Source organism: Thiomicrorhabdus sp. 6S3-12, assembly GCF_017571475.1.
Lineage (GTDB): Bacteria > Pseudomonadota > Gammaproteobacteria > Thiomicrospirales > Thiomicrospiraceae > Thiomicrorhabdus.
Genome location: NZ_JAGETW010000009.1, coordinates 102,671 through 123,999, shown reverse-complemented (window position 1 = coordinate 123,999; position 21,329 = coordinate 102,671). Strand labels below are relative to the sequence as shown.

Annotated in this window: 20 protein-coding genes; 6 read left to right on the top strand and 14 right to left on the bottom strand. The window is 46.7% G+C overall.

All coding sequences use genetic code 11. The annotated features are described in order from the left end of the window. The first annotated feature begins 229 nt into the window (after positions 1-229). From dusA to arsC, 4 genes are read left to right on the top strand one after another with little or no spacing between them, the layout of a single operon-like run. The gene (gene dusA / locus J3999_RS10965) at positions 230-1,318 is read left to right on the top strand and encodes a tRNA dihydrouridine(20/20a) synthase DusA (RefSeq protein WP_208127942.1); all 1,089 of its coding nucleotides are present in this window, start codon (positions 230-232) and stop codon (positions 1,316-1,318) included. A gap of 20 nt (positions 1,319-1,338) precedes the next feature. After that, on the top strand, positions 1,339-2,997 hold the full coding sequence (gene xseA / locus J3999_RS10960; RefSeq protein WP_208127941.1) for an exodeoxyribonuclease VII large subunit: 1,659 nt from the start codon (positions 1,339-1,341) through the stop codon (positions 2,995-2,997). Positions 2,998-3,053: 56 nt separating this feature from the next. Then, positions 3,054-3,266, top strand: a complete 213-nt coding sequence (gene xseB, locus J3999_RS10955; protein ID WP_243755457.1) for an exodeoxyribonuclease VII small subunit — start codon at positions 3,054-3,056, stop codon at positions 3,264-3,266. A gap of 43 nt (positions 3,267-3,309) precedes the next feature. Further along, complete coding sequence (gene arsC, locus J3999_RS10950; RefSeq protein ID WP_208127939.1) at positions 3,310-3,672, top strand: arsenate reductase (glutaredoxin); 363 nt, start codon at positions 3,310-3,312, stop codon at positions 3,670-3,672. A gap of 556 nt (positions 3,673-4,228) precedes the next feature. On the opposite strand, the gene thrC is transcribed toward arsC, so the two are convergent. The 4 genes from thrC to alaC form a co-directional block, all read right to left on the bottom strand. Continuing rightward, positions 4,229-5,704 carry a threonine synthase gene (gene thrC / locus J3999_RS10945; RefSeq protein WP_208127938.1) on the bottom strand — a complete coding sequence of 492 codons (1,476 nt, stop codon included), beginning with the start codon at positions 5,702-5,704 and terminating at the stop codon, positions 4,229-4,231. A 128-nt stretch (positions 5,705-5,832) separates the two neighbouring features. Continuing rightward, positions 5,833-6,879, bottom strand: coding sequence for a hypothetical protein (locus J3999_RS10940; protein ID WP_208127937.1), 1,047 nt, complete (start codon positions 6,877-6,879; stop codon positions 5,833-5,835). A 70-nt stretch (positions 6,880-6,949) separates the two neighbouring features. After that, positions 6,950-8,260: a homoserine dehydrogenase gene (locus tag J3999_RS10935; RefSeq protein WP_208127936.1), complete on the bottom strand. Its 1,311-nt coding sequence runs from the start codon at positions 8,258-8,260 to the stop codon at positions 6,950-6,952. 33 nt (positions 8,261-8,293) lie between these two features. Beyond that, on the bottom strand, positions 8,294-9,490 hold the full coding sequence (alaC, locus tag J3999_RS10930; RefSeq protein ID WP_208127935.1) for an alanine transaminase: 1,197 nt from the start codon (positions 9,488-9,490) through the stop codon (positions 8,294-8,296). A 244-nt stretch (positions 9,491-9,734) separates the two neighbouring features. Between alaC and J3999_RS10925 the strand changes: the two genes are divergently transcribed. Further along, on the top strand, positions 9,735-10,115 hold the full coding sequence (locus J3999_RS10925; RefSeq protein ID WP_208127934.1) for an Mth938-like domain-containing protein: 381 nt from the start codon (positions 9,735-9,737) through the stop codon (positions 10,113-10,115). Positions 10,116-10,211: 96 nt separating this feature from the next. Here the strand turns inward: J3999_RS10925 and J3999_RS10920 are convergent, their stop codons facing one another. From J3999_RS10920 to surE, 4 genes are all read right to left on the bottom strand, one after another. Further along, a complete protein-coding gene (locus tag J3999_RS10920) occupies positions 10,212-11,006 on the bottom strand; it encodes a M23 family metallopeptidase (RefSeq protein ID WP_208127933.1) in 795 nt (264 codons plus the stop codon). Between the two features lie 170 nt (positions 11,007-11,176). After that, positions 11,177-11,758: a YqaA family protein gene (locus J3999_RS10915; protein WP_208127932.1), complete on the bottom strand. Its 582-nt coding sequence runs from the start codon at positions 11,756-11,758 to the stop codon at positions 11,177-11,179. Beyond that, positions 11,755-12,459, bottom strand: coding sequence for a protein-L-isoaspartate(D-aspartate) O-methyltransferase (locus J3999_RS10910; RefSeq protein ID WP_208127931.1), 705 nt, complete (start codon positions 12,457-12,459; stop codon positions 11,755-11,757). Before J3999_RS10910 ends, J3999_RS10915 begins: the two co-directional genes overlap by 4 nt. Positions 12,460-12,464: 5 nt before the next feature. Then, positions 12,465-13,238: a 5'/3'-nucleotidase SurE gene (surE, locus tag J3999_RS10905; protein ID WP_208127930.1), complete on the bottom strand. Its 774-nt coding sequence runs from the start codon at positions 13,236-13,238 to the stop codon at positions 12,465-12,467. Positions 13,239-13,330: 92 nt separating this feature from the next. Here surE and J3999_RS10900 point away from each other — a divergent pair, with 92 nt between their 5' ends. Then, positions 13,331-13,876, top strand: a complete 546-nt coding sequence (locus tag J3999_RS10900) for a Smr/MutS family protein (protein WP_208127929.1) — start codon at positions 13,331-13,333, stop codon at positions 13,874-13,876. A gap of 137 nt (positions 13,877-14,013) precedes the next feature. Here J3999_RS10900 and J3999_RS10895 read toward each other — a convergent pair whose 3' ends face one another. The 6 genes from J3999_RS10895 to J3999_RS10870 all read right to left on the bottom strand — a co-directional run bounded on the left by J3999_RS10895 (position 14,014) and on the right by J3999_RS10870 (position 21,055). Then, the gene (locus J3999_RS10895) at positions 14,014-14,370 is read right to left on the bottom strand and encodes a septum formation initiator family protein (protein WP_208127928.1); all 357 of its coding nucleotides are present in this window, start codon (positions 14,368-14,370) and stop codon (positions 14,014-14,016) included. 80 nt (positions 14,371-14,450) lie between these two features. Then, positions 14,451-15,731, bottom strand: a complete 1,281-nt coding sequence (gene eno / locus J3999_RS10890; RefSeq protein ID WP_208127927.1) for a phosphopyruvate hydratase — start codon at positions 15,729-15,731, stop codon at positions 14,451-14,453. Between the two features lie 140 nt (positions 15,732-15,871). Further along, the gene (gene kdsA / locus J3999_RS10885; RefSeq protein ID WP_208127926.1) at positions 15,872-16,714 is read right to left on the bottom strand and encodes a 3-deoxy-8-phosphooctulonate synthase; all 843 of its coding nucleotides are present in this window, start codon (positions 16,712-16,714) and stop codon (positions 15,872-15,874) included. 4 nt (positions 16,715-16,718) lie between these two features. After that, the gene (locus J3999_RS10880) at positions 16,719-18,353 is read right to left on the bottom strand and encodes a CTP synthase (protein ID WP_208127925.1); all 1,635 of its coding nucleotides are present in this window, start codon (positions 18,351-18,353) and stop codon (positions 16,719-16,721) included. Between the two features lie 193 nt (positions 18,354-18,546). Next, a complete protein-coding gene (tilS, locus tag J3999_RS10875; RefSeq protein ID WP_208127924.1) occupies positions 18,547-20,019 on the bottom strand; it encodes a tRNA lysidine(34) synthetase TilS in 1,473 nt (490 codons plus the stop codon). A gap of 82 nt (positions 20,020-20,101) precedes the next feature. Next, positions 20,102-21,055 carry an acetyl-CoA carboxylase carboxyltransferase subunit alpha gene (locus J3999_RS10870; protein WP_208127923.1) on the bottom strand — a complete coding sequence of 318 codons (954 nt, stop codon included), beginning with the start codon at positions 21,053-21,055 and terminating at the stop codon, positions 20,102-20,104. Between the last annotated feature and the right edge of the window lie 274 nt (positions 21,056-21,329).

Below are 21,329 nucleotides of genomic sequence, written 5' to 3'. Positions count from 1 at the left end.
AATTACTATCAGCATAGCGACTTTCCGGCTTCAATTATTGCCTCCAATCAACAAAAACACTCTAAATTGATCACAGTATGACAAATTGATACGCATACCGCTCACTTATAAGAAAGTGCCGACTGCACCGTAAATAATCGTTACCACGCTTATTTGGATTGTACTTCTGCAGCTTGATTTGAAAAACAGTAAAATAGGCGCCATTCGATAACCAGAACTAGAATAGTCCATGTCAGCCACGCTTTTAACACCTAATAATGCCAAACCTTATAAACAGAACAGCGCGCAGCACTTTTCTGTTGCCCCTATGTTGGACTGGACGGATCGACATTGTCGTCACTTCCACCGTAAATTGAGCAAAAATACCTGGCTGTACAGTGAAATGGTCACGACCGGAGCGATTATCTACGGCAATAACCTGCCGCGTTTCCTCGGACAGGATAAAAACGATGCGCCGGTTGTACTTCAACTCGGCGGAAGCAATCCGGCTGAACTGGCGCAATGTGCGGCCATTGCCGAAGAATGGGGCTACAGTGAAGTTAACTTAAATGTCGGCTGCCCGAGTGACCGTGTTCAAAACAATATGATTGGCGCCTGCCTGATGGCTCAGCCGAAAATCGTTGCCGAAGCGGTCGATGCCATGAAAAGCTCGACGCAACTTCCGGTCACCGTCAAGTGTCGTCTCGGCATCGATGAACAAAACGAAGCGGAAACTATTTTCCAGTTTGTCGAAGCACTCAATGAGGTCAACACCGACGGAGTTATTATTCATGCCCGCAAAGCATGGCTGCAAGGCATCTCGCCGAAAGAAAATCGCGAAATACCGCCATTGAATTACGATCTGGTGCACCAGGTTAAACAGGCATATAGCGCACTCCCGATCGCCATTAACGGCGGCATCAAAACCCTGCAATCCGGTATGCAGCATCTTGAAAACTACCATAATCTTCCTGCATTAGACGGATTCATGATCGGAAGAAGCGCTTATGAGCAACCTTATCTGCTTGCTGAAGCCGATCACCTGCTATACGGCTCTGACGAAGCGATTTTAACGCGCAAGGAAATTGTCGAACAGATGTATGACTATATCGAAAATCATCTACAGCAAGGCGGTAAACTGATTCAAGTGACCCGACATATGCTTGGCCTTTTCCATGGTTTGCCGGGCGGACGTATGTGGCGCCGTTATTTAAGTCAGAATGCCTTTAAGGCAGAAGCGGGGCTGGACACGCTGCAAGAAGCTTTGCGCATCGTGGAAGACGAGATCGAACGCATGGCAGAACAATTGGCGCAAAGAGAAAATATTCAGAGCCTATAGCAGGAAAGCAAGCTATCACTATGATTTACCTAAACGTTCCTTTTGCCCAAAAAGATCAAGCGAAAAGTCTCGGCGCACGCTGGGATCCCATTGCAAGAAAGTGGTATATCCCGGAAGAATTACAGGAACAACAATCACAATTTACTCAATGGCTGACGGATCAAACAGCTTCTTATGCCGCTCCGTCTGCAAAAACCGAACAGCCAATACAAGAACGCCCGCAGCAAAACGGTTTTTTTGAACAGGCGGCCTACAGCGCACATCAACAATCCGACTCCTTGGTAGATCAAGCCACTGAAGTGCAAAAAGGCCAGACACTCTCGCAATTTCTGAACCGCATACAACAGGTCATCTGGCAGAACTTCGCCGGCGGGCACTGGATCGTAGCCGAAGTTGGCAGCATTAATGAGCGCAGAGGGCACCAGTACCTGGAGTTAAACGAAACCGATGCAAGCGGTCGTTCTATCGCTAATGCCAGAGCCGTTATCTGGAAAAGCCAAGCGCCTTATGTGCTGCAAAAGTTTCAGCAGGAAACACAAATGCAACTCTGCGCCGGACAAAAGCTACTGATGTTGTGCGAAGTTCAATTCCATTCACAGTACGGCCTGTCACTGGTTATTCAGGAGATCGACAGCAGCTTCAGTCTTGGCGAATTGGAACAGAAAGTCAGGGATATTCGCCAGAAACTGGTTTCCGAAGGGGTCTATGGCAACAATAAAAAGCTGGCATTAAGCACAGATTTTTTCCGGATTGCCGTCGTTGCACCGCCGAATGCGGCCGGTTTGGGCGATTTTCAAGCAGATGCGGACAAACTGAGTCGTTGCAAACTGTGCCACTTTGACTACTTCTACAGCAGCTTTCAAGGTGAACATGTCGAGAAAGAGTTTGCCCGGGCTTTTAAAGAATTTCAGCAGTGTCATCAAAATCAAAACTACGATGCCTTAGTGATTATTCGCGGCGGCGGAGCGAAACTGGATCTGCATCAGCTCAATGAATACAGTCTGGCTAAACAGATTACCGAAATGCCAATACCGGTTTTAACCGGAATCGGCCATGAACGCGATACCACGATTCTTGATGAAGTAGCGCACAGCCGTTTTGATACGCCCAGTAAAGTAATTCACTTTATCTGGCAGCAGATTCAATCACAGGCAATGAATGCTCAACAGAATTGGCTGCGAATTCAGAGAGTCTCCCAACAAGAAATCATTCGTCTTGAGCGCCAAAGTGAAGCTTTATGGCAACAGGTCAAACAACAGAGCCAATATACGTTGAATCACTGGAAACAGGTTACTTTGGTACCATTCACCCGGATCGAACAACTTGCACAAAATCAAATTACCCAAGAAAAACATATGCTTAGCTGGCTTATTCAACAGGTAAGACAGAACGGCGAACAACAAATCGAACGCCAGAAACAGCGTCTTTTCACCCTTGAAAAAGAGATAAACCAACAGGCCTATAGCCGAGTACGCTCCAGCAAGCAGCAGATGCAGGATTGGATGGCGATGATACTGAATGCCGGGCCAAAAGTGCAGATCGAAAGGGGGTTTGCTGTTGTCAGCGATCAGGAGGGCAGAACCGTTGTAAGTAAACAGCAAGCTCTTGAGCAAGACAAATTAGCGATTCAGTTTAAGGATGGTAATATCAGCGTAACCGTTGATAAAAACCAGAACTGATACCTATTTACAAGCAATACTGCCAGATTAACGAGATATTACAACGAGACATGACGATGGATCAAAACAATCAAAATTTCCAACAGAATTATCAGAAACTGCAAGAAATCGCTAACAAACTGGCGCACAACCAGGAAGTGGACATTGATCAATTGATTCCGATGGTGGATGAAGCAAGCAAGGCATACCACGCTTGCAAAGAACGAATTGAAGCAGTCGAAAAAGCGCTTAGTCAGCGCTTGGAACAAAATTCAGAATCTGACGCCTGATTTCAAATCATTCATCGTATAAGTAAAAAGCAGGACGCAATTCATGTCTAAAATCGAGATTTACCACAATCCACGCTGTTCAAAGAGTCGTGGCGCTTTAGAGATTTTAAAAACCAAATTCACCGACGACGAAATTCAGGAAATTCGTTATCTGGACAATCCTCCGTCAAAAGAGCGTCTGGCTGATATTTGCAGTATGCTCGCGTGTCGTCCGTTTGAAATCATGCGAACAGGCGAAACACTTTTTAAAGAATTGGGCTTAGCGAAAGACGATAACAAAACGGACCAGGAGTGGTTACAGATTCTGGCAGATCATCCAAAGTTAATTGAACGTCCGATTATTGTTTATCAAAACCGTGCCGTTATCGGCCGGCCGCCGGAAAAGGTCAACGAACTGATCGCTTAAATTTTACCTGCACGACACAACAAACAAGAGCAGGTCTTCGCTAAATAGAACAAGGTTTGCTTTTGTATGCATCGCAAAAGAAAAACTAAGAAAAACTAAGAAAAACTAAGAAAAACTAAGAAAAGCAACTTTACCCAAAGCGGCTGCTAACCATTACGGACGGCAATACCGAATCTGCACAACACAGAGAGTAGAGTAGAGCGTGCTCAAACAGATCAATGGTAAGTTAAAATAATAACGTATTTAACATAATATACATTATACGAATATAGAATAAGTAAAATAAAAGAGCACTATACGGCTATTGAATGGCAATCAGCGGTATGTACCGAGTTTCGGTTTATTCACTTTATTTTGTATTTTGTGCAAATGAACAAAATCTCAAGTTATCACTGACTGCATCTCTAACACCCAGACAAATCCTGCTGCTTCTTTAATTTGCTGCCGAAAACAAAAACGCCCCGGGTTTTATTGATAAACCCCGGAGCGTTTTCGAATATTAAAGAGCTGCGATCTATTCGTTAAATAACCGCCGCCTATTAATCTTAATCTGAGATTATTTCAGGAAATCCAAAATTGCCTGCTCAATCTCATCTTTGTTGACTACGGTTTTCTGTGCAATCGCTTTATCAAACAGCTGCGCAATCTGCGTCGGAATCTGTACACCAGCTTTCTGCGCAATCATTTCCAAAGCTTCTTTATCATGTTCCGGCTTTTCGCCAGTCAAAGCATAAGCAATTACCGGAGAAAATTTGGTCCACTCAGCAGTCGAATAGGCAATTGTCTTGATGGATTTATCCTGACGACAAGTATCGTAAGCTTTGAAACACGTCGCCGTATGCGGACACATCAGATAGTTCACCTCAAACGCCTGTTTGATGTAAGCCAGCCCTTCTTCGTCGCTGCAGAAATCAGCGGCAAAAATCTCCTGAACTTGCGCCAGCTCATCGGCATTCAGTTTGTAATATTTATCGCTATCCAACTGAAGCATAAGCTCTTTGGTACGCTCTGCGCCGAACAGGTCAAACAGAATACGCTCGATATTCGAGGACTTTAAAATATCCATCGCCGGTGACGTGGTCGGAATGACCTTGGATTCACGCAGATCATATTCACCAGTGGTAATAAACTGAGTCAAAATATTGTTCTGGTTGGACGCGATATGAATCTGCTTAACCGGCAATCCCATTTTCATTGCATAGTAACCGCCCAAAGCGTTTCCGAAGTTTCCGCTCGGTACGTTCAGATAAACCTGATCACCCATTTCGATCGCTCCCTGGCGAACCAGTTCCAGATAGCTGTAAACATGGTAAATCGTCTGAAAGATAATGCGTCCGAAGTTGACCGAATTTGCCGCCGAAAGCGAAATGTTGTGTGCCTGCAAAGCATTTTTAAATTTCTCGGAAACCAGTAGCGTCTTCAAAGCGCTCTGTGCATCGTCAAAGTCACCATGAATACCGATAACTTTAAGGTTTGCGGCATCTTCGGTTACCATCTGCAAACGCTGTACATCCGAAGTGCCGCCGTCAGGATACAGACAGGCAACTTGAACATTGTCGCGATTCTTAAAGGTTTCAAGTGCCGCAGGCCCTGTATCACCACTTGTTGCAGCCAAAATCAGGTATTTTTCATTACGCCCCTGGGCAACGGCAGACAAGACCTTACCAAACGGTTGCAGCGCCATATCTTTGAAGGCACGAGTCGGCCCGTGGTACAACTCGCTGACATACAGATCGTCATATACTTTTACCACCGGTACCGGATTACTTGGATCGTCGAAGTCATCATACAGCGCCAGTGCCGCATCAATTACCGACTCATCAATATCAATCTCGAAAGAATTCAGAATATCCTTGGCCAGTTTCTTATAACCGGAATCGACATGTGCGCTCAGGAATTTCTGATCGAAAGACGGTAAGCTTTCCGGCGAGTAAATACCGCCGAATGAAGACATTGGACTCAGAATGGCCTGAGAAAAAGTGATGCTGCTCGGTTTTTGACCGTCGTTGCCACGGGTTTCAATAAAGTTCATGGGTTACCTTATTTAAAAGACTGAAATTTTGTTATTTTAATTAGAATTCAATAATTTGCGGAATTATACCGAATATCCTTAAAAAATGCTTCTGCTGCTCGGTAATGATGTCCTGTTTAGCAGCGGGATTAATTGCAAAGCGCCCGCCAGTTTTTCTTCCAGCGCCAGAAACGTTTAATTTTACGTTTTGTCAGATAAAACTGTTTACCGGCACCTAAATCCAAAAACACATTCCCCAAGCCCCCTTTCTGCAAGGCTTCATCGATTGGTTTTGCCCATTCGTTTTCGACCTGCTGGAGCGCGGCTAACCATTCTTCCAGCTGCATGTTTGGAATCGCGGTACAAAGGTCGTCAGGATAAACCAGGCTATGACCGTCAATCGTCTGTGCCTGCCATTGCTCATAGGAGTTGATCGACGATGTAGATTGGGCGTGACACAATTTTGCCATCCCTTGTAAATAAGCATTATCGGCACAGACACAAGCAGCAGAACGCTCTTTGATAAGGTGTTGCTGCAGTGAACCTTCGCCCCAAGGCCAGATACTGTTGATCTCAGGAAAACCTTTATTGCGTCTCGATTCGTTAACCGGATGACTGTAAAAAAGCATCTGCGTTTCATTGATCAGTTGACGCCAGTAATTAGCGGCATTTCCCTGCGGGTATGCGTCAGTAACACTTCGGTAAGCGACGTCGTGCAGATCGGTTGCCTGTAGATCGATTGGCTGCTTAACGCGCATAAACCACTGGTCGGCCTGCCCATAAAGAAGTTCTACACGGTCCTGAGCAAAATGCCGGTTAAAACTTTCCAGCAGCGCCCGCGATTCTTCTTCGGTAATCGCAAGATCTTTGGCCGGAAAAAGGATAAGCGTATCCCGATCCGGAATCATCTGCACCGGATCGACACTTAACCAAAATTCGTCAGCCCCCTTCTCAAAGGCTTCAGGTAGCAATACGGAAGCCCGTGTAATTGCGCTGGGCAATTTTTCCGTCTGATGAAAAAGATAACAGGCCTGATTTTCAAAGGTACGAGGCTTGGATAAACGGTAATCCGCCCTGCTTAATAGCTTTTGTAAATGCGGCAACTCAAGCGACTTCAGGGCATCTTGAGCCTCATCGATACGCTGCGGATGCAGAAGACCGGGGATCCATAGAGTTAAAGACTGTGTCACTGGCATAAACCAAAACCTTTAAATAAAAAAGCCAGCGATATCACTGGCTTACAAGCTTCACCTGACAATCGGTTTTTTAACCCAGATCGGCAATACGAATACGTTGAATTTCGGAATCAACCACCTCAAGCGCAATCAAAGCTTCAAGCGCTTGGTTAAGCTTGGATTCTTTCACCTGTTCGGTCAGCATGACTAAAGTGGCGTCGTCTGGATTTTCTTCCGATGGTTCCTGATGCAGGTGCTCAATATTAATCTCCAGCTCGGCCAGTTTTGTCGTAATCTGCGCCAGAACACCGGCATTATCCTTCGCAAAACAGCGCAGATAATAAGCCGAATGGATTTCATCGATCGATTCTACCGGCGCCTGCGCCAGCTGATCCGCTTTAAATCCAAGACCGGGGACACGATCTTCGACAGTCATCGACTGCGCTCGGATCACATCGATAATATCTGCGACAACCGCACTGGCCGTTGGCCCGGCACCGGCACCCGGTCCATAATACATAGTCGGACCGACATGGTCGCCTTTTACCATGACCGCGTTCATTACGCCGTTAACGTTAGCGATCAAAACATCTTTCTTGACCAATGACGGATGTACACGAAGCGAGAAACCATTTTCGGTACGATTGGCAATACCAAGGTGCTTAATCTTATAACCGAACTGGTCGGCAAAATGGATATCTTCGGCCGTAATGCGACTGATACCTTCGGTATAGGTTTTATTGAATTGCAGCTCGATACCGAACGCAATAGAAGCCAAAATGGTCAACTTGTGCGCAGCATCGATACCTTCAACGTCGAAAGTAGGATCCGCTTCCGCGTAACCCAGCTCCTGAGCGACTTTCAGCACCTTATCAAAGTCAGCATCCGGCTCTTCCATCTCGGTAAGGATGTAGTTACCCGTACCGTTAATAATCCCGGCCAGCCATTCAATCTTATTGGCTGCCAAGCCTTCGCGCAAAGCTTTGATAATCGGAATGCCGCCGGCAACTGCCGCTTCGTAGTTAACGATGACATTATTTTCGTCGGCCAGAGCAAACAATTCGTTACCAAACTCGGCGATCATTGCCTTGTTAGCGGTAACGACATGCTTGCCGTTGCGGATCGCCTGACTGACCAACTCTTTAGCCAGTCCGGTACCACCCATTAGTTCAACAACAATATCCACTTCGGGATGGTTAACGACATCATGAGGGTTTTCGGTCATCTGAATACCGGTGGTATCCACCGGACGTGCACGGTTCAGGGCACGAACAGCAATAATACTGACTTCAATCGTATGTCCCAAACGGCGCTCAATCTCATTAAGGGTATTTTGCAGAATGTTGACGGTTCCGCCGCCGACTGTACCAAGCCCTAAAAGACCGATCTTATAGGTTTTCATAATGTGGTTGGATCCTAGTTTAAATTTGTTTTTTTAATCTTGTTTAATCAGGCCGTCTTTGCGGAACATGTCGCGGATACCGCGAATTGCCTGACGGGTACGGTGTTCGTTTTCAATTAAACCGAAACGTACGTGGTCATCACCATAGTCACCGAAACCGATACCTGGGGAAACCGCTACTTTGGCTTCCTGAAGCAGCTTTTTGGAAAACTCAAGAGAGCCCATTTCACGGTATGGCTCCGGAATTTTCGCCCAGACAAACATAGTCGCTTTCGGCGGAGTTACTTCCCAGCCAACTGCGTTCAAACCTTGACATAAAACATCTCTGCGAGATTTGTACATATCGCAGATTTCCTGAACGCAATCTTGCGGCCCTTCAAGCGCGGCAATAGCGGCAACCTGAATCGGAGTAAATGTACCGTAATCAAGGTAAGACTTCATACGTTTAAGTGCATGGACAAGATCAGGATTCCCGACCATAAAGCCTACGCGCCAACCTGGCATATTGTAGCTTTTAGATAAGGTAAAGAATTCGACCGCAATATCCTTGGCTCCTTCGACCTGCATGATTGACGGAGCTTTATATCCGTCGAATACGATATCCGCATAAGCCAAGTCATGAATAACCCAGATATTATGTTCCTTGGCGATTTTGATCACGCGCTCGAAAAAATCCAGCTCGATAGTGTCGGTCGTCGGGTTGCCCGGAAAGTTAAGCACCAGCATTTTCGGCTTCGGCCAGCTGTCTTTGATCGCTTTTTCCAACTCTTCGAAGAAGTCGGTATCCGGTGTCATGCGCACATGACGGATATCGGCACCGGCAATGACGAAACCGTACGGGTGAATCGGATAAGCCGGATTCGGAACCAGAACGGTATCCCCTTTATCTACGGTAGCCAGAGCCAGATGCGCCAATCCCTCTTTCGAACCGATGGTCACAACTGCTTCGCTGTCCGGATTAAGATCGACGTCGTAACGGTCTTTATACCAGTTACAGATCGCTTTGCGCAGACGAGGAATCCCCTGTGAAACCGAATAACGGTGCGTGCCTTCGCGCTGCACCACTTCGATCAGCTTATCGACGATATGTTTTGGCGTATCCTGATCAGGATTACCCATACCGAAATCGATAATGTCTTCGCCGCGACGACGGGCTTCTGCCTTCAGTTCGCCGACTATGTTAAATACATATGGAGGGAGTCTTTTGATTCTTTGAAATTCGTCTGCCACGAAAGGATGCCTTCTACTCAATTGTTGAGTCAGCCAACTTGGATCACAGGGATCGGTTAACCACTCAGACATGCTTAAAAAGAGGGGGTTAAAGTAAAACGATAATGATACAGCATCCTGATTTTTCGTCAATTGAAAATCCATGCCGAATCGGCTTTAATAACGGCCAATCAGCATTTAAAACAGACCTCTGCTCACTTTGTACAGAGATCGCTGTTCAATCACTAAATTCAGGGCCATCGTTATGAAATTTACAGAGCACCGCGACTCCAATATCAATGTGGTAAAACACTATGAATCCGGCCTGGTGAGAATCAATGCCGACGAATACCGTCACAGTCTGTTTTTAAACCAGCACGAAGTCTATCCGGATTGGTCGGTCAAACATATCGACCAGCTGACGACGGCACTTTTGGATGAAATATTACAGACGCAGCCTGAAGTCATTATTCTTGGCACAGGAGAACAGCAGGTTTTTCCGCACCCTTCTCTATTTGCACATTGTGCCGGTAAAGGGGTCGGACTGGAAGTGATGGCAAACGATGCCGCCTGCAGGACTTTCAATGTAATTACGACCGAAGATCGTGACGTCGCACTGGCGCTGATTTTCGCAAACGCGGGATAAATTACGGCAAGTGAGTGAGGGCATGTCGCTTAACTGAGGAGGCACGCCCTTTTACAAGTCGAACAGAGAATACCCTTTGTCTAACTGAATTAACTCTTACTCGCCCAAAACTTTTTTGATTGAAATCTTCTGCCCGTGATAGCGAACCTCTGTATATAACTTAGGCCTGTCGGTAAGGCCAGTCGATCCCATAGTCGCAATCTGCGCTCCGGACCGTACTTTATCCCCTTTTTTCACCAGTAAGCGCTGATTGTGCGCATATACAGATAATTTACCATCCGGATGTTTAAGCATAATCATATTGCCGTATTCGGTAATACCATCGCCGGCAAAAACGACCTCACCTTCCGTCATAGCATATACTTTCTGGCCGATAAAACCGTAAACTTCCAAAGCACTGATTCCATGCTCGTCACGAATAAAACGGTAATCCGTCTGTTTACTCATCGGCCAGGACCAGTGCGCAACCGGATCGGCACTCAGGTCTTCGGAATACGCCGGCTCACGACTGAGCTGATAAGTATCGACACCACTCCCTTCCGCATTAACCGAGGTGTCGTAGGGCGACGTCTGGTCTGAATAAGGGATTTTTAGTTCCTGATTGACATAAATAAGGTCGGCACGACTGATGTGATTGACTTCCTGCAAAAGCGTGAGCGACACCTGACATTTTTCGGCGATCCGGCTCAGACTGTCGCCGGGTTTGACAATATAGACACTGGAACAGGAATTTGCGCCGTTTACCGGCTGACTTTTCAGTACCGGAGCTGGCCTGCCGTCGTCACGTGCTGATGGATCGTATTTAAGAGGAGAACTACAACCTTGAAGCTGCAGCAACGAAACTGAGACAACAGCAATCAGCGGGAGATTTTTTTTCAGATAGGTTTCCATAATGAACCGAAGTAATTTTTTGTATTGGTTGTTAATTGTTACTAATCATTGATGACTCTAATCATGAGTAATTCAGCAGTCAATTGCAACCATCGGACGCCAAAATAGATTATCGAGACCTTAAGCGTATAAGGATCGCCGGCAGTTAATTTATTTAACGGCCGAATACATTATTTAAGATAGTGCCAGCCGATTGCCAGCACAATAAGCGCTACCAGCGCCCAGCCAATCCAATCGACCCACTTGCGGATAACCGGTTCAAAAGAGGCTCCGCCCCAGCGCATCAGGCCTGCAACCAGATAAAAACGCGCTCCGCGTCCGATTATAGAAGCAATGATAAACGGCAATAATGCCATTGCACTGGCGCCGGCCGATATTGTAAAGACCTTATAAGGTATCGGACTGAATCCGGCAATAAAAACAACCCAGACGCCGTACTGATCAAAAAAGGCCTGAGCGGCATCCAGCTTAGGCTGATAGCCCAGTTCGACAATTAAAGGCTGAATCATATCCATCGCAAAATAACCGATGGCGTAACCCAAGAGACCGCCGAGAGCGGAAAATAAGGTGGCGATCCATGCAAAATAAAAAGCCTGTTGCGGCTTGGCCAGACTCATCGGCATCAGCATTACATCGGGCGGAACCGGAAAAAACGAAGACTCGGCAAAACTCATCCCGCCCAGATAACGGGTAGCTTTGGGATGCGCGGCCCACTGCAAAACCTTATCGTACAGTGGCGTAAAAATTTTCATTGCGCAACTCCTTTACGCATTGGAACAAACGAAACATCACCGAGAGCAATCTGCTCCAGTCGATCCTGATGCCGGATAAAACCATACAAATGCTGCGGATGAGAGCCGATCGGCATAACAAGGCGACCTCCGATTTTTAACTGCTCGACCAGTTCGTACGGTAGCGTTTCCGGAGAGGCTGCAGAAATAATCGCATCAAATGGGGCATAGCCAGGCAGCCCCCAGTGCCCGTCCGCAGTGAAAAACTCGACATTACCGGCCTGCAGCTGCTGTAATTTTTGCTGCGCCTGGCGACTCAGATCAGGGATGCGTTCAACGGTGCAGACCTGATCGCACAAAGCCGACAAGATCGCTGTCTGATATCCGGATCCGGTACCGATTTCAAGCACCTTGTGAACGGGGTTGCCGGTGTCGGAAAACAGCCACTCAGTCATAATCGCGACAGTTGAAGGATGGGAAATCGTCTGTTCGTGGCCGATAGGCAGCGCACAATCTTCGTAAGAACGGTGGGAAAATGCCGGATCGACAAATAGATGCCTCGGAATCATATTCATGACTTCCGCGACTTTTGCTGTCTTTAAAGCGCCCTGCGCCTGCAGCTGAGTAATGAGTTTCTGGCGCTTGCGCGGAGAGGTCATTCCGACACCATCATATTGCCGGCAAATTTCGAATTGGATTCTCTGATCTGAATTCTGCTGCATAAAGGTCAATCTGAAATCCTGTCGGCCCAAGCCTTTAGATTTTGCAGTGCCTGATAATGAGTCAAGTCAATCTTCAGTGGCGTAATCGAGACATAACCGTGTTCAACTGCATAAAAATCGGTATCCTCGGCTGAATCGGCCGCGCTTCCGGCCGGACCGATCCAGTGAATAGGCAAGCCTCGGGGATCCAACTGACTGACGACCGGTTCCGAAGCGTGCCTCCGCCCCAGACGGGTTACCTTAACCCCTTTTATCTGCTCGAGAGGAAGATCGGGGATATTAATATTAAGGATCGTATCGGATGCCAACTCAATATTGGCCAAATCGTTGAAAATTCTTAAAAAATAATGCGCCGCACTATCGAAATTAGTTTCTCCGCAAAGCGATATCGCAATTGATGGTTTGCCCAGAAAGCGCCCTTCCGTTGCCGCTGCGACTGTGCCGGAATAAAGCACGTCGTCCCCCATATTCGCCCCTGCATTGATTCCGGAAATCACCATATCCGGTTGAAATCCGAGGGCACCGTTAACACCCAAATGAACACAATCTGTCGGGGTTCCGTTAACGCTGTACTGCGTTGTGTTGTTTTTCTCATCCTGCTTAACCAGATGAAGGCGTAAAGGATTGACTAGCGTCAGCGAATTACTTGCTGCACTTCGATTACGATCCGGAGCGATTAAAATCAGGGATTGAATAGTCGGATGCCCTTGCAAACTCTGCAAGAGGGTTTGAATGCCGGGGGCGAAATGGCCGTCATCATTCGAGATAAGAATTTTCATTCAGTTTACAATACATGTTAAATTTCAGCCTAATAATATAAACCATACCGGCAGGCTTTAGCAAAATAACCCAATAAAACTTTCTCGAAATTATGAGCAATGACGACCAAGACCTTTTCGCCGCAGCAATGAGCGATGTTACTCCCCTCAAAAAGTCGAATAAAATCGAATCTTACGACCGGGAAGAACAGATCGCCAAAAGCAAGCGGCTCCTCAGAGACAGCAAAAGGAAACGCATGCACAAAACGCATCCTGAACTGGAATTGGATCGCAAAAAGATATTTGCCAAAGTCGGCGCCTTCGACAAACTGCTGTATTCACAAAAAGGCGTCCAGCTTCGCGAAATCAACCGTCTTAAAAACGGGGATTTTGCCGTGCAGGCAGTACTGGATCTGCATGGTAATACCGAAGAACAGGCCGAAATCCTTTTAAACCGCTTTCTGGCCGATGCCATAGCGCATAAATTACGTTTCATCCGCATCATTCACGGTAAAGGCTATAACTCGGAAAATGATTTTCCGATACTAAAAAACCTGACAAACCAGATACTACGCCAGTGTGGTCCGGTAATCGCATTTAGCAGTGCTGCAGAAAAAGACGGTGGCGTCGGAGCTGTAAATATCCTGCTCAAGTCCTAAAAATCCTTTCAGAATTAAAAACTTAACGAAATTTACTGAGAAATATTAAAGGGAGAAATATTAAAGGGAAAAGAATACCGAAAAAAGATTGTTTCGATAGCCTTAAAAAGATTCGAATAGAAGTGAACTGACTTTAATCAGGAAGTCTGATCGCTATCCTGCCGATCATCCTGTAAAGCCGATTCATCTTCGGGATCGTTTTGAATCGTGATTGGAGCCAATGGAATCACTTCGATAAAGACTTCGTTCGGCTTAACCATACCCAGCACTTGACGTGCAATGGTTTCAATACCTTCATCGGAAGTTTGCAACTCGTTGACTTCCTGTTTCAGCAGACTGTTTTGCTGCTGCTGTTCGGCCAGCGTTCGATCGATCTCGTTAAGCTGTTGTTTCGCTTGCAGATAATCGCTAAAACCACCGTCGGACGACAGTAAACGCAAAAGAAAAACCACGCTTAAGAAGATCAAGAGGTAATTAAGGTATTTTAATTTCATCCTAATCTCCTTAAAACGTGGTTTCATTTTATATCCTGCATTCAGCAGGATAATATCAATAACCGATTAATTCGAGCTATTTATTTCAGGTTATAAAAAGCCGCTTTACCAGGATAAACCGCTTCTGCACCCAACTCTTCCTCGATACGAATCAATTGATTGTACTTGGCGATACGATCGGTACGTGACAGTGAACCGGTTTTAATCTGACCGGCACCAGTTGCCACCGCGATATCCGCGATCGTAGTATCTTCGGTTTCACCAGAACGGTGTGAAACAACAGCGGTATAACCGGCTTTCTTAGCCATAGCGATCGCTTCGAAAGTCTCCGTCAAAGTACCGATCTGGTTAATTTTGATCAGGATAGAGTTACCGATCCCCTTCTCGATCCCTTCAGCAAGGATTTTAGGGTTGGTTACGAACAGGTCATCACCGACGATCTGCAGACGGTCACCGAATTTTTCGGTTTGCAGCTTAAAGCCATCCCAGTCAGACTCATCCAGACCGTCTTCGATCGAGATAATTGGGTATTTGTTAACCCATTCGCCCAGGAAATCAACCATTTCGGCAGAAGTCAAAGTCTTGTCTTCAGAAGCAAGATAGTAGTTACCATCTTTGTACAATTCGGATGATGCAGCGTCCATGGCGATCATAATATCTTCACCCGCTTTATAACCGGCTGCTTCAATCGCTTCAAGAATAACGGTGATCGCTTCTTCGTTTGACTTAAGGTCCGGTGCAAATCCACCTTCATCACCGACAGCAGTGTTGTAACCTTTGTCATGCAGTACTTTTTTCAGAGCATGGAATACTTCAGCACCGTAACGGATCGCTTCAGACATGCTTGGCGCACCAACCGGCATAATCATGAATTCCTGGAAGTCAACCGAGTTATCCGCGTGCTCACCACCGTTAATGATATTCATCATTGGAACCGGCATTTTGTAGTCATCGGTTTTCAGGTAAGCGTAAAGCGGCAGACCTTTAGATTGCGCAGCTGCTTGAGCCGTCGCAATGGAAACCGCAAGAATAGCGTTCGCACCAAGACGAGCTTTGTTATCCGTACCATCCAGTTCGATCATCGCTTTATCGATAGCGACCTGATCAGTTGCGTCCATACCGATCAATTTGGCTTTGATTTCTGTATTGATGTTGTTTACAGCGTTCAGTACGCCTTTGCCACCAAATTTAGATTTGTCTCCGTCGCGTAATTCGATTGCTTCGCGAGAACCGGTAGATGCACCGGAAGGAGAAATACCACGACCTTTTGAGCCGTCTTCAAGAATCACGTCCGCCTCAACGGTTGGGTTCCCGCGAGAATCAATAACCTGACGTGCTTTGATATCTTTAATTAATGACATTGTTTTTCCTATAAGTTAATGTAAATCTAAAAACTCTTGAATGTATCCATCAATTTTAAGGTGTTGTGATGACATTTTAATGAACTTTCAAAATAAAGCCCCGAATTAATAAAAATTCAGGGCTTTTAAAAATTGAATAACTAAATGTCCAGCAGGCTGTTTTCAATAAAGCCGTGCTTCTTAACCACCTGATCCAGTTCTTTCATGGTTTCAAGGAGTGGTTTCAAATTGCCTAAAGGCCACATATTAGGGCCATCGCTCAAGGCATTCTGTGGATCCGGGTGCGTCTCCATAAAGACACCTGAAATACCTGCTGCAATTGCAGCACGTGCCAGAACCGGAACCATTTCACGCTGACCGCCGGAAGTCGTTCCCTGACCACCCGGCTGCTGAACCGAATGCGTTGCATCGAAGACCACCGGACAACCGGTGCTGCGCATTTGCGCCAAACCACGCATATCGGAGATCAGCGTATTGTAGCCGAAAGAAGTACCGCGATCGCAGACCATAATCTGCTCATTGCCGACTTCACGGGCTTTAGCGACTACCTGATCCATATCCCAAGGCGCCTGAAACTGGCCTTTTTTGATATTGACCGGCAATCCTTGACGGCAGACATTCTGAATAAAGTTGGTTTGTCGAACCAAAAACGCCGGAGTTTGCATTACATCGACAACCGAAGCCACCTCATCCAATGGGGTATCTTCGTGAACATCGGTAAGAACCGGCACACCGATTTCGTCTTTTACCTTCTGCAGAATGCGCAAGCCTTCTTCAATTCCCAATCCGCGGAAACTTTTCGTCGATGAACGGTTCGCTTTATCGTAAGAAGACTTATAGATAAACGGAATTCCCAGTTCATCGGTCAACTCTTTTAGAGCGGCGGCCGTCGACAGCGCCATCTCTTCAGATTCAATGACGCATGGACCCGCAATCAGAAAAAGAGGCTTATCCAGACCTGCTTCAAAATGACATAGCTGCATACTTTTAACCTTTTTTCCCTTTACGGTATTCATTCGCTGCATTGACGAAAGCACCGAATAACGGATGCCCCTTACGCGGCGTTGATGTGAATTCAGGGTGGAACTGACACGCCACAAACCAAGGATGATCGGCTATTTCGACCGTTTCAACCAGTTCACCGTCTTCCGAACGCCCCGCGAAACGCAAACCTGCGTTCTCAAGGCGTGAAATATAGCCGTTATTTACTTCATAACGATGGCGGTGACGTTCACGAATGGTCGTAGCGCCATAAATTTCGGCAATTTTACTGCCCGCTTCCAACTGACAGTTTTGACCGCCCAGACGCATAGTTCCGCCCAGATCAGTCTGTTCATCACGCTCGACAACATTTCCGTCTTCGTCAGTCCACTCGGTAATCAAAGCGACAACCGGATGCGGAGTTTTCGCATTCAGCTCGGTTGAATGGGCATTTTCAAGCCCCGCAACATGGCGGGCATACTCAACAACCGCCATCTGCATACCCAGACAGATCCCCAAATAAGGCACCTTGTTTTCGCGGGCATACTGAATCGCGTTGATTTTTCCTTCAACACCTCGTTCGCCGAAACCGCCCGGAACCAGAATCGCATCTTTGCCGTGCAATACAGAAAGATCTCCGGACTCCAGCTCTTCAGAATCGATATAGTCGATGTTTACCTTGGTACGACTATGAATACCGGCATGAATCAGCGATTCGATCAAAGATTTATAAGCTTCGGTCAGATCAACATATTTACCGACCATCGCGATTTCAACGGACTGTTGCGGATTAAGCTGGTCATGCACAACCACATCCCAGTCGGAAAGATCCGCATCCGGAGCTTGTATATTCAAGCGTTCAACAACGAGATTATCCAGCCCCTGCTCATGCAGCATACGCGGTACTTCATAGATCGTACGTGCATCCAGAGAATTGATAACAGCCCGTTCTTCGACATTGGTAAAGAGCGCGATTTTACGTTTTTCGCTCTCTTCAAGAGCCATTTCCGATCGGCAGATCAGGATATCCGGTTGAATCCCGATAGAGCGCAACTCTTTAACCGAATGCTGAGTCGGCTTGGTTTTTACCTCACCGGCCACGGCAATATACGGCAATAACGTCAGATGCATAAACAGCGCGTTGGAGCGACCGACTTCGAGACTCAACTGACGAATCGCTTCAAGAAAAGGCAAAGACTCGATATCACCGACCGTTCCGCCGACCTCGACCAGCGCAACGTCATAACCGGCCGCAGCCGATTTAATGCGATTCTTGATTTCGTCGGTAATGTGCGGAATCACCTGAACTGTACCGCCCAGATAGTCTCCACGACGCTCGTTGCGAATTACCGTTTCATAAACCTGACCGGTTGAGAAACTGTTTCGACGGGTAAAGTGACGCTGTACAAAACGTTCATAGTGCCCCAGATCGAGATCGGTTTCGGCGCCATCATCGGTTACAAAAACCTCACCATGCTGAAGAGGACTCATGGTGCCAGGATCTACGTTGATATACGGATCCATTTTTAACATGCTGACTTTTTGGCCGCGTGCTTCCAACAGAGCACCGAGAGAAGCGGCTGCAATCCCTTTACCGAGCGAGGATACAACACCACCTGTTACAAAGATATATTTTGTCATCTAGGGTCACTTTTTGAAGAAAAAAAGAACTTAAAGAATTAAGTATTTGAGTCATCAGAATGGAAGCGCATTATAGCCTATAAGTGCGTATTCAGCAATGCGTTTCCCAAAAAAGCACCGTAAAAAAGCTTAATTGTGTAAACGGCTTAAGGTTATCGCTGTTCAAGCTATTTTGAATTGACCCTGCGGAATCTTATCGCTTGCCGGACGCCTGCATTTCCGCAACATCGGAAAGCAATCCCAGGCACTGCCATAATTCGCTCTGATCGACGCCTGCCAAAACGCCGTTTGCCCCCTGTTTGTTTGGTAATCCCAGTACGCTAAAACCGGGAGTATCGCCATCAGACTGATGCCTATGTTCATGCACCACCAGTACCGGCCAGTTGATTCTTTCCCAGGACGGAATTTGCTGATCCTGAAAAAAAGTCTTCAGCTCTTTGCGGGAAAACGGGAATGCACTGTGCGTTTTCACCTCAGACAAGGGGCGAATATCCGCAGCATGCAACCGCCCTTTAAGCTGTTCAGTTCCCCGGAAGCACCAATGCTTCTCTTCATTAACAGGCAAAAATAAAGAGTCGATGAATGCTGAAGAATCAAACCGCTGAGCGCCAGGCTCTTTGAGCAGATACAACCGGTCTTTGTAGATTCTAAATTCATGCCCTTGCGGTAATTTATAGGCAAGCTTCTGATTCTTTGCGTCGAACGACTGATACCAATACTGTTCCAACCATGAAAAATGCTGGCGATTAACAAGAATCTTGTGCCCGGCAATATGCTTGAGCCAGTACTGCAGAAGATTTTTATGCTCAGGCCAATCGAGCGCCGGGTGCTTTTTCAGGTAGAGTGCTGTCGCCAATTCAGGCTGCAATTGCAGTCGGGCCAAGCGTTCAAGCAGATCTTGGCTTTCCTGGGCGTTTTTTGCAGTTTCCGCAAGGTTATGTACCACGCCGGGAACTTCTCGTTGCAGTTCAGGAACGATCTTCTGTCTTAGCCAGTTACGACGGAACATTAAATGCTCATTGCTTGGATCCTCGACCCACTGAAGATTGTGGCTTTTAGCGTAGGCGATCAGATCGTTTCTGGTAAACGCCAATAGCGGCCTGATCAACCATTTATGCTGCTTTTGCTGAATTTCGGGCATGGCGGACAAACCGCCGATTCCGGTTTGACGCAGGCTGTTCAGTAAAAAGGTTTCCGCCTGATCGTTTTCGTGGTGTGCAGTTAACAGAACTTCATTCTCGGCAAGATCGGAAAACAGCGCCTGATAGCGTACTTGACGCGCTACCGCTTCCAGCCCCTGACGATTGCGGGAAGAAATACTGACATTAACCGACTTAAAAGGAATCGACCACTGTCGACACACATCGCCACAAAAGACTTCCCAGCCGGCCGATTGGGCCTGCAACTGGTGATTAATATGTAGTGCGCGGCACGAAATGGATAATTTTGAGCAGAGATGCAGCAGTACAACCGAGTCGAGTCCGCCACTCAATGCAACAACCAGTGAAGGACTTTCCGTACCGGTTTTCCGAAGAAGCGTGTGCAGTCTTTCTGAAAATGCTGAGCCGATCAATTTATCATGATCGCGCCCTTCTCTCTCGTCCAGCAGACTGGTGTTATGGATACAGTAGTAAGGTGTTGCAGAATCGCTGGCGGAATCGGACATAGATCAAACGAAAAGAAAAACTGAAACCGAAGGTAGCAAGCAAACTGCACCCTTGCGACAGGAATGCAGTTTCATAAACAATTTAACCTTCAAAGTTTCCATAGTTCATGTAACGCTCATAGCGACTGCCGAGAAGATCGTCAATCGAACGCGTTTTCAGAGCGGCCAGCTGAGACAGAATTGCAGACTTTAAGCTTTCCGCCGCTTTATCATAATTACGATGCGCCCCGCCAAGAGGCTCTTCGATAATCTCATCGACCAGCCCAAGTTCCTTGAGACGCGTGGCGGTAATACCAAGCGCTTCCGCTGCGTCGGCAGCGTTGGCGGCATTCTTCCATAGAATCGACGCACAACCCTCCGGTGAAATGACCGAGTAAGTCGTATACTGCATCATCATGGTGACGTCGCCGACACCGATTGCCAAAGCACCACCGGAACCACCTTCACCGATCACCGTACAGATAACCGGAACTTTAAGTTCCGCCATTTCGATCAGATTACGGGCAATGGCTTCACTTTGACCGCGTTCTTCGGCATTGATACCCGGATAAGCGCCCGGAGTGTCAATGAAGGTCAGGATCGGCAGATTGAAACGTTCCGCCATTTTCATCAGACGAAGCGCTTTGCGGTAACCTTCTGGACGCGGCATACCAAAATTGCGGCGAATCTTCTCTTTGGTATCACGTCCTTTCTCCTGCGCAATCACCATTACCGACTGGCCGTCGATTCTTGCCAGACCACCGACAATCGCTTCATCATCGGCAAAAGCTCGGTCACCGTGCAGTTCTTTGAATTCAGTAAAGATACGCGGAATATAATCCAGCGCATAAGGACGCTGCGGATGTCTGCAGAGCTTCGAGATCTGAACATCACTGAGTTTGCTGAAAATAGATTGCGTCAATTTTGTGCTTTTCTCTTCCAACGCCGAAATCTCATGCACCAGATCCATATCGTCGCTTTCCAAGTGACGCAATTCTTCGATCTTTGCTTCCAGTTCAGCGATAGGCTGTTCAAAATCCAAAAAATCTAACTTCATAATTCTTTATCCATCTTCAGACAGTTTGACACGGTGCAATTTATAACAATGCAAATTATTCGCGCATTTTAACAAAACTTGCTGCCTTTAAAGGCTTTTTGTCATCACTTCCACTGCTCAAAGCGCGTAACCGCTTGTATTTGCAAACAATAATGCCCACAAAATGCCATCCGGGGCGAAAATTGACCTTTCAAACTTTCAGTTTATTATTATTTCCTGAATAATAGCGAACCGAATTTTTCGACGACCGTTAATATCCGTTTTCGACGGTTAC

What these genes read in the sequence shown, in the direction of transcription:
- xseB (WP_243755457.1), top strand. Translation starts at nt 3,054, where the DNA reads ATGGATCAAAACAATCAAAATTTCCAACAGAATTATCAGAAACTGCAA.
- eno (WP_208127927.1), bottom strand. Translation starts at nt 15,731, where the DNA reads ATGTCATTAATTAAAGATATCAAAGCACGTCAGGTTATTGATTCTCGC.
- surE (WP_208127930.1), bottom strand. Translation starts at nt 13,238, where the DNA reads ATGAAAATTCTTATCTCGAATGATGACGGCCATTTCGCCCCCGGCATT.
- J3999_RS10925 (WP_208127934.1), top strand. Translation starts at nt 9,735, where the DNA reads ATGAAATTTACAGAGCACCGCGACTCCAATATCAATGTGGTAAAACAC.
- J3999_RS10900 (WP_208127929.1), top strand. Translation starts at nt 13,331, where the DNA reads ATGAGCAATGACGACCAAGACCTTTTCGCCGCAGCAATGAGCGATGTT.
- J3999_RS10920 (WP_208127933.1), bottom strand. Translation starts at nt 11,006, where the DNA reads ATGGAAACCTATCTGAAAAAAAATCTCCCGCTGATTGCTGTTGTCTCA.
- J3999_RS10895 (WP_208127928.1), bottom strand. Translation starts at nt 14,370, where the DNA reads ATGAAATTAAAATACCTTAATTACCTCTTGATCTTCTTAAGCGTGGTT.
- J3999_RS10870 (WP_208127923.1), bottom strand. Translation starts at nt 21,055, where the DNA reads ATGAAGTTAGATTTTTTGGATTTTGAACAGCCTATCGCTGAACTGGAA.
- thrC (WP_208127938.1), bottom strand. Translation starts at nt 5,704, where the DNA reads ATGAACTTTATTGAAACCCGTGGCAACGACGGTCAAAAACCGAGCAGC.
- arsC (WP_208127939.1), top strand. Translation starts at nt 3,310, where the DNA reads ATGTCTAAAATCGAGATTTACCACAATCCACGCTGTTCAAAGAGTCGT.
- J3999_RS10935 (WP_208127936.1), bottom strand. Translation starts at nt 8,260, where the DNA reads ATGAAAACCTATAAGATCGGTCTTTTAGGGCTTGGTACAGTCGGCGGC.
- kdsA (WP_208127926.1), bottom strand. Translation starts at nt 16,714, where the DNA reads ATGCAGCTATGTCATTTTGAAGCAGGTCTGGATAAGCCTCTTTTTCTG.
- J3999_RS10940 (WP_208127937.1), bottom strand. Translation starts at nt 6,879, where the DNA reads ATGCCAGTGACACAGTCTTTAACTCTATGGATCCCCGGTCTTCTGCAT.
- J3999_RS10915 (WP_208127932.1), bottom strand. Translation starts at nt 11,758, where the DNA reads ATGAAAATTTTTACGCCACTGTACGATAAGGTTTTGCAGTGGGCCGCG.
- J3999_RS10910 (WP_208127931.1), bottom strand. Translation starts at nt 12,459, where the DNA reads ATGCAGCAGAATTCAGATCAGAGAATCCAATTCGAAATTTGCCGGCAA.
- dusA (WP_208127942.1), top strand. Translation starts at nt 230, where the DNA reads ATGTCAGCCACGCTTTTAACACCTAATAATGCCAAACCTTATAAACAG.
- J3999_RS10880 (WP_208127925.1), bottom strand. Translation starts at nt 18,353, where the DNA reads ATGACAAAATATATCTTTGTAACAGGTGGTGTTGTATCCTCGCTCGGT.
- tilS (WP_208127924.1), bottom strand. Translation starts at nt 20,019, where the DNA reads ATGTCCGATTCCGCCAGCGATTCTGCAACACCTTACTACTGTATCCAT.
- xseA (WP_208127941.1), top strand. Translation starts at nt 1,339, where the DNA reads ATGATTTACCTAAACGTTCCTTTTGCCCAAAAAGATCAAGCGAAAAGT.